We start from the raw sequence: 12,729 nt of genomic DNA on the forward strand, positions 1-12,729 counted from the left end.
CAGTTTTGTGATGGTCATCAAATAATGCGTCACAGGAGGGCAAAGCTCAACCCGAAAGATGTAAGGAATTAACTTAATGTTTACAACGTAACCTATTGTTGCCAAACATTTTGCAATACCTTTTGCCAGTTGCCCCACAGCAGCTTATTCAGCACAAATTGATCATAGCCGCTGTCACGCAATGCGCTGATTAGCCGTGGTAAACCACTCACATCGTGTAAATCATCAGGCAACGTAATGCCGTCAAAATCGGAGCCCAGCGCGACATGATCGTCACCCATGATGTTAATAAGATAGTCGATATGACGAACGATTGTGCTCAGCGGGGTATCGCTATCGCGTTTACCGTCGGCGCGCAAAAACGCGTTGCCGAAATTGACGCCTGCCACGCCGCCGCTGTCGCGGATAGCCAGCAGCTGCCGATCGGTCAGATTGCGCGGTTGCGGGCACAGCGTATGGGCGTTGGAATGGGTGGCGACCAGCGGTGAAGAGGAATGACGAGCGGTATCCCAGAACGCTTTTTCATTCATATGCGAAACGTCAATCAGCATGTTCAGGGCGTTAGCGTGCTTAATGAGGGCGATACCCTCAGCGGTAAGCCCTGGGCCGCTGTCCGGGCTGCCGGGAAACGCCCCGTTAACGCCGGTGCCAAAACGGTTAGCAATGTTCCAGAAAGGCCCAATGCTGCGCACCCCGGCGGCATAAAAAGCCTGTAGATCGCCTCCCTCGCCGTCAAAACCGCCCGCGCCCTCAATATGCGCCACCATCGCCAGCACTTTATCCTGACGGCAGCGTTCGATATCCGCCGCGCTCAGGCACAATCGCGCCCGGCCATCGGAGTGGGCGACAAGCTGCTTAAGGATCGTCAGCTGCTGCCAGAGAATGTCGACCGGCTGCCACGGCTCGCTGGCGTATTGTGGCGCCATGCGGGCGATATACTCCTGCGGCGGCACGAACAGCGCGAACAGCCCGCCGGAAAATCCGCCTTGCTGCATGCGTGGATAATCGAGGTGTCCCTTCTCAATGCCGGAGAAGAAGGCCGTTACCGGATCCTGGCGATGGTGAAGCCATAAATTAAGCAACAGGTCATTGTGACCATCAAAAATCGCCATAGCGCATCCCACTGTCTTTTATTGCTGCGAAAGTTGCCTGGCACGATAACCGATTTGTCCGGTCCGGCAAGGGGAAAATTACAACTTAGCAGCAATTGTTAATATCACTTAACAGTGAGGAGATCCTCAAAGCGGGTGGTGTAGCGGGGTGAAAGCATTTCCCGTTTCATCTGCCACGGCTGCTGAATACCCTGTCCCGCGAAGTAAAGCGTGCCACGGCCATTTTCAGCATTCAGATGGTCTAATACATCCATTAACTTTTGGCTGTTTTTCCTGGGTGCGTTGTCGTCAAACAGATTAAGTTGCGCGACGCCCTGGCTATAAAAATCTCCCAGCATCACTCCGGCTTTCTGGTACCGATGGCCGTTCTTCCAGACCGCATCCAGACAACGAACTGATGCGCTGATAATATCCCGGCTATCCTGGGTTGGGGTGAGCAGTTTTACCGACGCGCTATTGCCATAATATGGCTCGTTAAGCGCGAAGGGCGAGGTTTTAACAAATACGGTGATAAAGCGGCAATGCTGATGCTCATTGCGAAGTTTTTCTGCTGCCCGGGCGGCATAACTACAGATGGCCTGGCGTACATCGTCATATTCCGTGATGCGTTCGCCAAACGAGCGCGAACAGACGATTTCTTGCTTTACCGGGGCAAACTCTTCCAGTTCAAGACACGATTCGCCCCGTAATTCACGCACCGTTCTCTCCAGCACGACATTGAAATGTTTTCTTATGAACCGGATATCGGTGTCTGCCAGTTGCAGGACGGTCTTAATCCCCATCATCTCAAGCTTCTTCGCTATGCGACGTCCTACACCCCAAACGTCTTCGACGGGTAGCGCCGCCATCAGCTTTCTCTGACGATCCACATTGGATAAATCAACAACGCCTCTCGTCTGGCGCTGCCAGCGTTTCGCCGCGTGATTTGCCAGTTTCGCCAGCGTCTTTGTGGGTGCGATGCCCACCCCGACGGTCAGATGGGTGTGTTGCAGTACGGTCGCTCTCATTTCATGCCCAAAATCGGAAAGATCGCGACAATTACGCACGCCGGTAAGATCGCAAAAGATCTCATCAATTGAGTATATTTCGCTACGAGGCGACATCGCTTCAAGCGTGTTCATTACCCGGTTGGACATATCCGCGTAAAGTTCATAATTACTGCTGAAACAAACCACGCCATGATGCCTGAAGAGATCTTTCTGTTTGAAGTACGGTTCACCCATTTTCACAAAGGGTTTGGCTTCAGCGGAGCGAGAGATGACGCACCCATCGTTATTGGACAATACGACCACCGGTCGTCCCTTCAGGTCCGGGCGAAAAACCGTTTCACAGGAAGCATAGAAAGCGTTCACATCACACAGTGCAAACATGGTCAGCTCGCTCTGGTATCGCCAGGTGGGGTGAAAAACTGCATTATGATCACCGTTAATCAATACTGTATTTATATACAGTATTGTATATTGATAGCAAAGATCAAGGGGGAACGAGGAGTGACGTCGTACGGGTGCAGGAGGGCGAGGGTTATGTCCAGAATGGTGGCGAGGCAAATCTGGCGGAAAGGGTATTTAATGAAATATTTAAGGAATATAAGTGCCCATACGGCAGGTATGGGCAGTGAAGCCGTCGATATTACTTCTTCTTGTTCATCATCGCCTTGAGATCGGCAAAGGGGTTAAACGTGGCGACACCCACGTCTTTTTGCGCATCCTCACCCGCGACAACGGTGGTGCCGTACTGATCCGCTTCGGTGTACTTAGAGTGTTCGTGGTCGTGACAAAACAGGCACAACAGCTCCCAGTTACTGCCATCTTCCGGGTTATTGGTGTGATCGTGGTCGATATGGTGAACCGTGAGTTCACGAAGATTTGAATAAACAAACTCACGCGAGCAGCGTCCACAAACCCAGGGGTAGATTTTTAGCGCTTTTTCACGGTAGCCGCTTTCCAGCCGTGCGTAGTTTTTGGGGATCAGAGCCATTGCTGATGTTACCTGTTAAAAAGAGAATAGTTCACACTATATCCCATTATGAGATGTCAGGAGAATGTCTCCTCTGCGGGAAGGCAGCGTGCGATTTGCGTATTTCTGTCAGTTTATTTGAAGCATTCCGTTAAATAATCACCATTTATTCTCATCCGTTAATGCGTAGAGTAGGGATAACGCAATGCTTTATCAGGATACTCCACTATGAAAAAGATCGGATTTTTGTCGTTTGGTCACTGGACGCCGTCACCCCAGTCCGGCACGCGAACCGCGGCTGACACGCTGTTACAGTCCATCGATCTGGCGGTCGCCGCCGAAGAGCTGGGCGCGGACGGGGCTTATTTCCGTGTGCATCACTTTGCCCGCCAGCTCAGTTCGCCATTCCCCTTGCTGGCGGCAATAGGCGCGAAAACCAAACGCATCGAAATCGGGACGGGCGTGATCGACATGCGGTATGAAAATCCGCTGTATATGGCGGAAGATGCTGGCGCGGCAGATCTCATCTCCGGCGGGCGATTACAGCTTGGTATCAGCCGGGGTTCCCCGGAGCAGGTGATTGATGGCTGGCGTTATTTTGGTTACGTGCCGCAGGAAGGGGAAAACGAATCTGATATGGCGCGCCGCCACACTGAGGTACTGCTTGATGTATTACGCGGTGAAGGGTTTGCGAAGCCTAACCCACAGCCGATGTTCCCAAACCCGCCGGGATTGTTGCGTCTGGAGCCGCATTCAGAAGGCTTACGCGATCGTATCTGGTGGGGGGCTGGCTCTAATGCAACGGCAGTATGGGCGGCAACACTGGGGATGAACCTGCAAAGCTCAACGCTGAAAGATGATGAAACCGGCGAGCCGTTCCATATTCAGCAGGCAAAACAGATCCGTGCCTACCGACAGGCCTGGGCTGAGGCAGGGCATACCCGTCAGCCACGCGTTTCGGTCAGCCGCAGTATTTTTGCCCTGATGGACGATCGCGACCGGATGTATTTCGGCTCAAGCCGCAATGAGAGCGACAGCGTGGGCTATCTGGATGAGAAAACGCGGGCTATTTTCGGACGCAGCTATGCCGCAGAGCCAGACAAGCTGATTGAACAGTTGAAAAAGGATGAAGCGATCGCGGAAGCAGATACGCTGTTGCTTACCGTGCCGAATCAGCTGGGCGTGGAATACAACGCACATGTGATCGAGTCCATCCTGAAACATGTCGCACCGGAAATGGGATGGCGCGATCGCAATGCGTAATCTGGCCCTCTGGTATCGCCGGTTTGGTGAGCCTGAATCGGTACTGCAAGCGGAAACCGCACCATTGTCGCCGCGACAGCCGGGAGAGATACGCGTGCGCATGCTTTTTTCTCCGGTGAACGCCTCCGATCTCATCCCCATCACCGGGGCATACCGCCATCGCACGCCGCTGCCTGCGATAGCCGGTTATGAAGGGGTCGGAATAGTGACCGATACGCCCGCCGCTTATCCGGCGCTGCTGGGCAAGCGGGTCCTGCCGTTACGGGGGCAGGGAACCTGGCAGCGCTATGTCGACTGCCCGGCGGCGTATGCGGTTCCCGTCCCGGACGACGTCGACTCGCTACTTGCCGCGCGGGCGTATATCAACCCGCTTGCCGCACAGATGATGCTGGACCGCTATCCTCCGGTCGGGAAAACGGTGCTGCTCACCGCTGCCGGTTCTGACTGCGCCGTCCTGCTCGGGCAATGGGCACGCCAGGCGGGTGCAGAGGCGGTTTACGGGATCCATCGCTCGCCCGTGCACGCTCAACGTCTGGCTGAAATGGGGATCGTCCCGATTGCGCAACATGATACGGCCGCCGTCAACGCTGCCGCCGCGCAAGCGGAGGTGGTGTACGACGCCACGGGCGGCAGCCTGGCGGAGACGATCCTGAGCGTGATGCCCGAAACCGGCACCTTTGTCTGCTACGGATTACTCTCCGGGCAGACTTTCCGGCAGCAGCGGCCGTTGCCGCGCGTGGCGTGGTTTCACATTCGTAACTATCTGGACGCGCTGAACGCTGAGGCGTGGCAGGCGGAGTTTCGGCGCATCTGGCCTAAACTGCGCGCCAGCCAGTGCAGCGATGTCACCCTCTACCCGCTGTCGGAATGGCAGCGGGCAGTAGGCAACTATCGCGAAGCGGGAAGAACGGGCAAGCCCATGCTGTCGATGGACAATTAGTCGGCCTTATGGCTCATGTCGCTCAGCAGTACAGCGATACTTTGTCCACCGGCAGTCTGCTCCAGGCCAATTTTGACAATAATTGTCAGTGGAACTGAGAGCAGCATGCCGACAGGCCCGAGCAGCCAGCCCCAGAAAATCAGGGACAGGAACACAACAAGGGTTGAAAGCCCCAGCCCGCGTCCCATTATCCGTGGTTCGAGAATGTTCCCGAAGACAAGGTTAATCACCAGATAGCCTGCCAGCAGGATCAGGGCATCATACAAACCGCTGAAAACCAGCACCTGAAGGATAGGGGGGATCGCCGCCAGCACGGAGCCGATGTTAGGAATATAGTTGAGCGCAAAGGCCAGCAGCCCCCAGACAAAGGCAAAACGCACATCCAGCGCGGCGAGCATCCCCCAGACCACGAATCCCGTCACCAGGCTGATGGCCGTTTTCAGCACCAGATAGCGTGAAACGCTGTCGAGCGCACGCTGAATGGCGCCCATTCCCTCTACCGGACGCACCATGATGTGCTGGAGCTTTGCAGGCAGCTGTGGGACTTCCAGCAACATAAACACAACCGTCAGGAACAGCAGGAAAATGGAGGTCATGGCGTTGGAGAGTTGTGCCAGCAGGCTGGTGACAATCGTCATGGCGGCATTCGGATCGATGTATTTAAGCAGTTCCTCAACCGAGACTTCGATACCCGCGCGTTGCAGCCAGGGTTCAATTTGCAGCAGCGGGGTCGCCAGGGAAGAGCGGTATGTCGGCAGCGTCCGCGCCAGCTCGTTCAGGGAGGTTCCCAGATAGGCGACTAACAGCACCATCGCAACGATAATAATACTGATAAGCAGGCTTATCGCCAGCACACGCGGGATGCGCAGCCGCACCATTCGCTGCACCAGCGGATTGAGGATCACCGCGATAAAAAGCGCCAGGATAAAAGGCACGATGATATCGGCCGCAAAACGAACGCCGGTCAGAATGATCACCAGCATGCCCAGCATGATGACGATCTTAAGCCCGTTGAGGGTGATAATAGGTTTGGCCATGGACGTTCCTGAACAGTTTTTTATTTATAATAGAGGGGAAAGCGGATTAAAAAAACTAACCAAAATCAAACAGACTGGGTAAAGAAATGAAAAGGCTTTGAGTAAATTCCTGGCTTATGATACAAATCAGGCGTGTTCAACTACCGAGGACAATTTTCATCCGCAAAGACGAGAAGCAACACCGCGGATAATTGTAATTTTATGGACAATTTGTTCAGGACGTATTTTTCAAACAACTCTGCTCTGTTTTCAACCTCCCTCTGCCTGCTTTCTGGTGAGCAACACTGGCGTTCCGCGCTATAGTCACGTCTTCTGCCTGAGCTGGCGCTATGCGCTTAGCTAACTGATTTAATTCCCAATTTTTTGGTTTGCTGTCCGCAGCGAGCCTCAATGGATTATATTCTCAAGCAGGAGAAAAACATGTTTTACTGGATTTTATTAGCTCTGGCGATCGTCGCTGAAATTACCGGCACCTTGTCGATGAAATGGGCAAGCGTGAGTGATGGCAGCACCGGTTTTATTTTGATGCTGGTCATGATTACGCTTTCCTATATTTTCCTCTCATTCGCGGTTAAAAAAATCGCGCTGGGCGTGGCATACGCATTGTGGGAAGGTATTGGTATTTTATTGATTACGCTGTTTAGCGTCATGTTATTTGATGAAACCCTGACGACAATGAAAATTGCCGGGCTGACGACCCTGGTCGCAGGTATCGTGCTGATTAAATCGGGTACACGCAAACCGGCAAAACAGCAGAAGGAGCAGACCCATGCAGCAGTTTGAATGGATCCACGCGGCCTGGCTGGCTTTCGCCATCGTTCTGGAAATTATTGCCAACGTCTTTCTGAAGTTCTCCGACGGTTTTCGTCGCAAAGCCTACGGCCTGTTATCGATTGCCGCGGTTCTGGGGGCGTTTAGCGCCCTGTCGCAGGCGGTGAAAGGCATCGATCTGTCCGTGGCCTATGCGCTGTGGGGGGGCTTCGGTATTGCCGCCACCCTGGCGGCAGGCTGGATTATGTTCGGGCAGCGTTTAAACAATAAAGGCTGGATAGGGCTGGTATTACTGCTCGCCGGCATGATCATGATTAAACTGGCCTGAGTGATCTACTGCTGCGCCAGGGCTTCAAGCCTGTCGCGAAAACCGGTCACCGACAACGCCCGGTTATCGGCGCGCCAGCGGTCTTTCGCCGCTGGCGCAGAACTCTGAACGCCAATCAGCTGCCAGCCGTTATCGGTTTTTAACATCAGGGGCGATCCGCTATCACCCGGTAGCGTATCGCACTGATGCGACAGCACGCTGTTTTGCGCCCAGCCCGTCACCACGCAGTCCGTATGGGTGTACAGCGAATCGAGGTGATCAACAGGGTAGCCTGACTGTGTCACTTTTCGATCGGCAGCTTTGAGGGCGGCGGTGAGTGCGGCTTTATCGCCATCAAAGAGCGGCAGCGGGGTGATCCCGGACGGCGGATAACGTAAAACGATCAGCCCGAAATCCCAGGAGGCCGCCCCGGGCGGCACAATCCAGCCATCGCCATCCGGTTTCAGGCGTTTGCCAAGCGACGGATCCACACGCCCCTCAATACCGTGAATTTCGTAGCGCCATATTCCTTTTTGCGACACAAAGCGCAGGGCGATTGCTTTATCCGGTTTGCCTTCAGGCGGCATTAACAGGCAATGTCCCGCCGTCAGCGCAAGGCGTGGCGTAATGAGGGTCGCGGTACATAAATTGCCGCTGGCGGTTTCCAGTTGCCCGATGGCATCCCAGGGCGATTCGGTAGGATCGGTGACACGCGTACGATCGTCATGACCAAAAAACAGCGTCTTTACCTCTTTGGCGCTAATGGCGTCATCGTCGCCATCATCCGCATGTGAAAAGCCAGCAAAAAGGCTAAACGTTCCCAGTAACAACACAACAGATTTACGCATATCACACTCTGGTGGGGGTAATTATGATTATTAAAAGTGAACCCTATGAAAATACTATAGACGCGACGGCGAGAAAGTGGGAGTAAAATCAGCGTGCTACATTCAGGAAAGATAAAAGTGGCTGGCGATGAGCGCGCATAAAATTAGCAGGATAAGAATGAACTCAAACCGATAGCGCCGCAGCATACGCCCTCCGGATATAAAAACGGCGCTGACCGCAAACCCGTTCAGCGCCGGTTTACCAACGTGCCCCGAAGGGCACGGTTAAGCTTGTACTCTTACGCTGCTGGCTGTGCAGCAGGTTTAGCCGCTTCGTGTTTTGCCGCTTTTTTGTGATGCTTTTTAGCCGCCTGGGCTTTCTGCTCTACCGCAGGTTTTGCCGCTTTTTTGTGGTGCTTTTTCGCGGCCTGCGCTTTCTGTTCTGCCGCTGGTTTAGCCGCTTTGTGATGTTTTTTATGGTGAACCGTTTTGGCCGGAGCAGCGGTGGATGCCGCAGGCGCTGCGGTGGCGGTAGTTTCAGCCGCGAATGCAGCGGAAGACAGACCCATAGTAGCGGCAACAACCAGAGCTAATACTTTTTTCATTTTCATACCCTCGAATTTGGTTTTTCATTTAACCCCACTGCGGGGCCGTTGAAATAACTATATCCCTGTAAATTCGGGGTTTCCGTGAGTGATTGGTATCGGCGTGTAACCATATGTACAACGCCGGGGCGGCCCCCCGGCGCGTTCGGTTACAGGTAGCGGGACGTCAGATGTTCGCGGAAGTAGCGGATATTCAGATCTTCACCCGTGGCCTGGGTGATGAGCTGCGACGTGCTGAAACGGCTGCCGTGCTGCCAGATATTCTGACGCAGCCAGTCAAACAGCGCCGAGAAATCGCCCCCGGCGATGGATGCCTGCAACCCGGGCAGCGCAGTTTTGGCGGCATGGAACAGCTGTGCCGCATACATTGCCCCCAGCGTGTAAGACGGGAAGTAGCCAAAACCGCCGTCGGTCCAGTGGATATCCTGCATACAGCCGTTGCGGTAGTTATCTTTGGTGGATAACCCAAGCCAGGCCTGCATTTTCTCATCCCATAACGCGGGAATATCATCGACTTCAATTTCGCCGTTGATTAGCGCGCGCTCGATCTCATAGCGCAGCACCACATGCGCCGGATAGCTCACTTCATCCGCATCAACGCGGATGTAGCCCGGCTTCACGCGCTGGTTCCAGGCAATAAAATTCTCTTCGCTGAATGCCGCCTGGCTGCCGAAACGGGCATGAACCGCCGGAAGCAGATGCTTCAGGAAAGCGTCGCTGCGGCCCAGCTGCATTTCAAAGAACAAGCTCTGGGATTCATGGATCGCCGTAGAGCGCGCCAGCGCAACGGGCTGACCGGCCCACGCTCGCGGAAGGTTTTGCTCGTAGCGGGCATGTCCGGTTTCGTGGATCACGCCGAAAAGCGCGCTGAGCAGTTCATCTTCATCGTAACGCGTGGTGATACGCACATCTTCCGGTACGCCGCCGCAGAACGGGTGGGCGCTAACGTCCAGACGACCGCCATTAAAATCGAAGCCAAGCATTTTCATCGCTTCCAGGCCCAGCTCGCGCTGCGTGGCGGTCGGGAAGGGACCCTGTGGCGGAACGAACGATCGTTGAGCCTGTTTTTCCACAACCTTTGCCAGCAGCTCCGGCAGCCAGGACTTCAGATCGCCGAACAGCACATCCAGGCGAGCGCTGGTCATGTCGGGTTCAAAGATATCCAGCAGCGCGTCGTAAGGCGTGCAGCCTTTAGCCTCAGCGCGCAGGCGGGCCTCTTCACGACTGAGTTTCACCACCTCTTTCAGGTTGGCTGAAAAGCCCTGCCAGTCGTTGGCCGGACGCTGAGTGCGCCACGCGTGTTCACACCTGCTGCCCGCTAGCGATTTGGCCTCCACCAGCGATTCCGGCAGTAAAGTGGCCTGCTGGTAGTGGCGTGTCATTTCACGCAGGTTGGCTTGCTCAACGTCGTTCAGATCTTCGTCTGCCGCCGCCGCCAGCCATTCACCCACTTTTTTATCGGTCAGGATCTGATGTTGCAGGACGCTCATCTCCGCCAGCGCTTCACCGCGCGCGGCACTGCCACCTGGCGGCATCATGGTGAACATGTCCCAGCTGGCGATGGAGGAGAGGTGCGAGAAGCGGGAGAGGCGCTGGAAGGTTTTGGTAAGAGATTGATAAAAATGGTTATTTTTCATTCTGTGCTCTCGTTGTGTTTGAATGTCATAACGAGCATACAGAGGTTCATATCTGATTAAAACATATGTTACTTATTCAAATGACGTTGATATTCTATGTTATCGAATAACCTGCGCAAATAAATAATGTTGTTTATATTGATTGGGTGAATTATTTGGATGTTGAAAATAGCTCTCATAGTCAAATATAGAAGAGTGTATAGGAATATTCTTATCTGGCGCGATATTCAATGCGTCAAAGTCAATTAATAGGCAACTCTTATAATGAATAAATTTATTTTCTGCGCGATTGCAGCGCCTTTGCTAAGTGGCTGCGCGATGCAACCCGTTCCTTCTCAGTATAGAAATGCCACAATTACCCTTATTGGGCATAGTAAGGCAGAAGCAATGACTGATTTAGGGATACCAACACGTACAATGCCCATCAATGGCAGTCAGACGATGTATCAGTGGGACAGTAATCAGGGGACAACGTCTGTCGGTTCTTTTAGTACTGATACTAATGCTGTGGCGGTGAGTGGTTCCAGTTATCAGGGATATGGTAACGGTTTTTCTGGTGGGGCGGTTGGAACATCTGACACCACTGGAAATTATGGCAGTGCTACGGCAACTCATATTTGTGCATTGTCATTATCAATAGATAATAAAACTGATAAAGTACTTTCGGGCACCTTCAATGGAACTGTTGATGAAGCTTGCATGAATCATTTTAGCAATGTTATTACATTGGACCCTAACGCGGTTAATGCTAATAAAGCAGCAATAATGCATAACCAGCATGTAAAAGAGGCTAAAGCAGTGGTGGGTGTATTGGCTATTGTTGGCGCAGGTATTGCCGCTTACAATACTCGTTGATTTAAGTCTTTTAAAACGAAAGGCCATCAAATTTGGCCTTTCGTAATATGCAATATCGTCAGTTCAATTAAATTTAATGCAGTCGTTTATGCAGGCTCGCGCCCACCAGCAGCGCCGCGCACAGCATCAGCGCGATAAATCCGCCCACGCCGTTCCAGCCGTAGTTGTGCCAGAACACCCCGCCGAGCGTACCGGCTATGCTGGAACCAAGATAGTAACTGAACAGATACAGTGACGAAGCCTGACCTTTGGCGCGGCGCGCGCGTGGGCCAATCCAGCTGCTGGCAACGGAATGCGCGGCAAAGAAGCCCGCAGAGAAGAGCAGCATTCCGGCAAAAATCAGCCACAGGGAAGAGAAAAGCGTCATCAGCAGTCCGAACAACATCACGGCGGTGGAAACCAGCATCACCGGACCACGACCGAAGCGCGCGGTCATGGCGCCCGCTTTTGGCGAACTCCATGTCCCGGTGAGATATGCCACAGAGAGCAAACCCACCAATGCCTGACTAAGATGCCACGGTGAAAGCATCAGACGATAGCCGATGTAATTAAACAGCGTCACGAACGAGCCCATCAGCAGGAAACCGGTCAGGAACAAACGGGGCAGCCCTTGATCGCGCCAGTGCAGACGAAAGTTGATAAATAACGTTTTCGGACGCAGGGAGGTCGGGCGGAAATGGCGCGATTCCGGCAGGATTTTCCAGAACATCAGCGCCGAAGCGAGGGCGAAGCAGCCGATAACGGCCAGCGCAATGCGCCAGTTAAAGAAATCAGTAAACACACCGCTGAGCAGGCGTCCGCTCATCCCGCCGATAGAGTTCCCGCTAATGTACAGCCCCATGGAGAAGGCCACGAAGCTCGGGTGGATCTCCTCGCTGAGATAGGTCATCCCGACCGCCGCCACGCCGCTGAGGGATAACCCAATCAGCGCGCGCATGACCAGAATGCCGTGCCAGCTGGTCATCATGGTGGACAGCAAGGTACACACGGAGGCCAGCATTAACGCCGTTACCATGACCTGCTTACGCCCGATGGCATCCGAAAGTGGCCCGGTGAACAGCAGACCGATCGCCAGCATCCCGGTTGAAATGGAGAGCGAAATACTGCTGCTGGCTGGCGACACGCCAAATTCATGCGACAGGACCGGCAGGATCGGCTGAACGCAGTAGAGCAGGGCGAAAGTGGCGAGACCCGCTGAGAAGAGCGCCAGCGTGACGCGCATAAACTGGGGGGTACCACGTTTAATAAACTGAACCGGCTGCGGTGCTGCGGGTAAATCATCAATGTCGCTGGCCGGCGCGATATCAACGGTCGTTGTACGGCTCACACATAATCCTTGCTTAAACATCCCCGTGGTTTCTGGTGACGGGTATGACCACAAGATTAGGGTAGGAAAATGTAAAATATTCTGTCTAATAT

Annotated in this window: 14 protein-coding genes; 5 read left to right on the forward strand and 9 right to left on the reverse strand. The window is 53.7% G+C overall.

The window, feature by feature from the left end:
- Positions 1-92: 92 nt before the first annotated feature.
- From ACNQ0W_RS17975 to yajD, 3 genes are all read right to left on the reverse strand, one after another.
- Entirely contained in the window at positions 93-1,112 is a 1,020-nt protein-coding gene (locus tag ACNQ0W_RS17975; protein ID WP_047365582.1) for a dipeptidase, read from the reverse strand.
- A gap of 104 nt (positions 1,113-1,216) precedes the next feature.
- Positions 1,217-2,482 (reverse strand): Y-family DNA polymerase, encoded by a 1,266-nt coding sequence (locus tag ACNQ0W_RS17980; RefSeq protein WP_062932612.1) that lies wholly within the window; start codon positions 2,480-2,482, stop codon positions 1,217-1,219.
- Positions 2,483-2,741: 259 nt separating this feature from the next.
- On the reverse strand, positions 2,742-3,089 hold the full coding sequence (gene yajD, locus ACNQ0W_RS17985; RefSeq protein WP_006808895.1) for an HNH nuclease YajD: 348 nt from the start codon (positions 3,087-3,089) through the stop codon (positions 2,742-2,744).
- A 207-nt stretch (positions 3,090-3,296) separates the two neighbouring features.
- Between yajD and ACNQ0W_RS17990 the strand changes: the two genes are divergently transcribed.
- Positions 3,297-4,331 (forward strand): LLM class flavin-dependent oxidoreductase, encoded by a 1,035-nt coding sequence (locus tag ACNQ0W_RS17990; RefSeq protein WP_017384559.1) that lies wholly within the window; start codon positions 3,297-3,299, stop codon positions 4,329-4,331.
- Positions 4,324-5,271: a zinc-dependent alcohol dehydrogenase family protein gene (locus ACNQ0W_RS17995; RefSeq protein ID WP_062932614.1), complete on the forward strand. Its 948-nt coding sequence runs from the start codon at positions 4,324-4,326 to the stop codon at positions 5,269-5,271. The genes ACNQ0W_RS17990 and ACNQ0W_RS17995 overlap by 8 nt, the downstream gene beginning before the upstream one ends.
- On the opposite strand, the gene ACNQ0W_RS18000 is transcribed toward ACNQ0W_RS17995, so the two are convergent.
- On the reverse strand, positions 5,268-6,308 hold the full coding sequence (locus tag ACNQ0W_RS18000) for an AI-2E family transporter (protein WP_062932615.1): 1,041 nt from the start codon (positions 6,306-6,308) through the stop codon (positions 5,268-5,270). The genes ACNQ0W_RS17995 and ACNQ0W_RS18000 overlap by 4 nt on opposite strands.
- A 420-nt stretch (positions 6,309-6,728) precedes the next feature.
- Here ACNQ0W_RS18000 and mdtJ point away from each other — a divergent pair, with 420 nt between their 5' ends.
- Positions 6,729-7,091 (forward strand): multidrug/spermidine efflux SMR transporter subunit MdtJ, encoded by a 363-nt coding sequence (gene mdtJ, locus ACNQ0W_RS18005; RefSeq protein WP_015570633.1) that lies wholly within the window; start codon positions 6,729-6,731, stop codon positions 7,089-7,091.
- On the forward strand, positions 7,078-7,407 hold the full coding sequence (mdtI, locus tag ACNQ0W_RS18010; protein ID WP_003857463.1) for a multidrug/spermidine efflux SMR transporter subunit MdtI: 330 nt from the start codon (positions 7,078-7,080) through the stop codon (positions 7,405-7,407). Before mdtJ ends, mdtI begins: the two co-directional genes overlap by 14 nt.
- 5 nt (positions 7,408-7,412) lie before the next feature.
- Here mdtI and ACNQ0W_RS18015 read toward each other — a convergent pair whose 3' ends face one another.
- From ACNQ0W_RS18015 to ACNQ0W_RS18030, 4 genes are all read right to left on the reverse strand, one after another.
- Positions 7,413-8,234 carry a trypsin-like serine peptidase gene (locus ACNQ0W_RS18015; RefSeq protein ID WP_003857461.1) on the reverse strand — a complete coding sequence of 274 codons (822 nt, stop codon included), beginning with the start codon at positions 8,232-8,234 and terminating at the stop codon, positions 7,413-7,415.
- A 102-nt stretch (positions 8,235-8,336) separates the two neighbouring features.
- Positions 8,337-8,420: a hypothetical protein gene (locus ACNQ0W_RS18020; protein WP_057979992.1), complete on the reverse strand. Its 84-nt coding sequence runs from the start codon at positions 8,418-8,420 to the stop codon at positions 8,337-8,339.
- 92 nt (positions 8,421-8,512) lie between these two features.
- A complete protein-coding gene (asr, locus tag ACNQ0W_RS18025) occupies positions 8,513-8,818 on the reverse strand; it encodes an acid resistance repetitive basic protein Asr (RefSeq protein ID WP_062932616.1) in 306 nt (101 codons plus the stop codon).
- A 149-nt stretch (positions 8,819-8,967) separates the two neighbouring features.
- Positions 8,968-10,455, reverse strand: coding sequence for a carboxypeptidase M32 (locus tag ACNQ0W_RS18030; protein ID WP_033487066.1), 1,488 nt, complete (start codon positions 10,453-10,455; stop codon positions 8,968-8,970).
- A gap of 264 nt (positions 10,456-10,719) precedes the next feature.
- On the opposite strand from ACNQ0W_RS18030, the gene ACNQ0W_RS18035 reads away from it, so the two are divergent.
- The gene (locus tag ACNQ0W_RS18035; protein WP_128755764.1) at positions 10,720-11,310 is read left to right on the forward strand and encodes a hypothetical protein; all 591 of its coding nucleotides are present in this window, start codon (positions 10,720-10,722) and stop codon (positions 11,308-11,310) included.
- 73 nt (positions 11,311-11,383) lie between these two features.
- Here ACNQ0W_RS18035 and ACNQ0W_RS18040 read toward each other — a convergent pair whose 3' ends face one another.
- Positions 11,384-12,637: an MFS transporter gene (locus ACNQ0W_RS18040; RefSeq protein ID WP_017384556.1), complete on the reverse strand. Its 1,254-nt coding sequence runs from the start codon at positions 12,635-12,637 to the stop codon at positions 11,384-11,386.
- Positions 12,638-12,729: the final 92 nt, after the last annotated feature.

The sequence above is a fragment of the Enterobacter cloacae complex sp. 6730903 genome (genome assembly GCF_048283985.1).
Classification (GTDB): domain Bacteria; phylum Pseudomonadota; class Gammaproteobacteria; order Enterobacterales; family Enterobacteriaceae; genus Enterobacter; species Enterobacter hormaechei_C.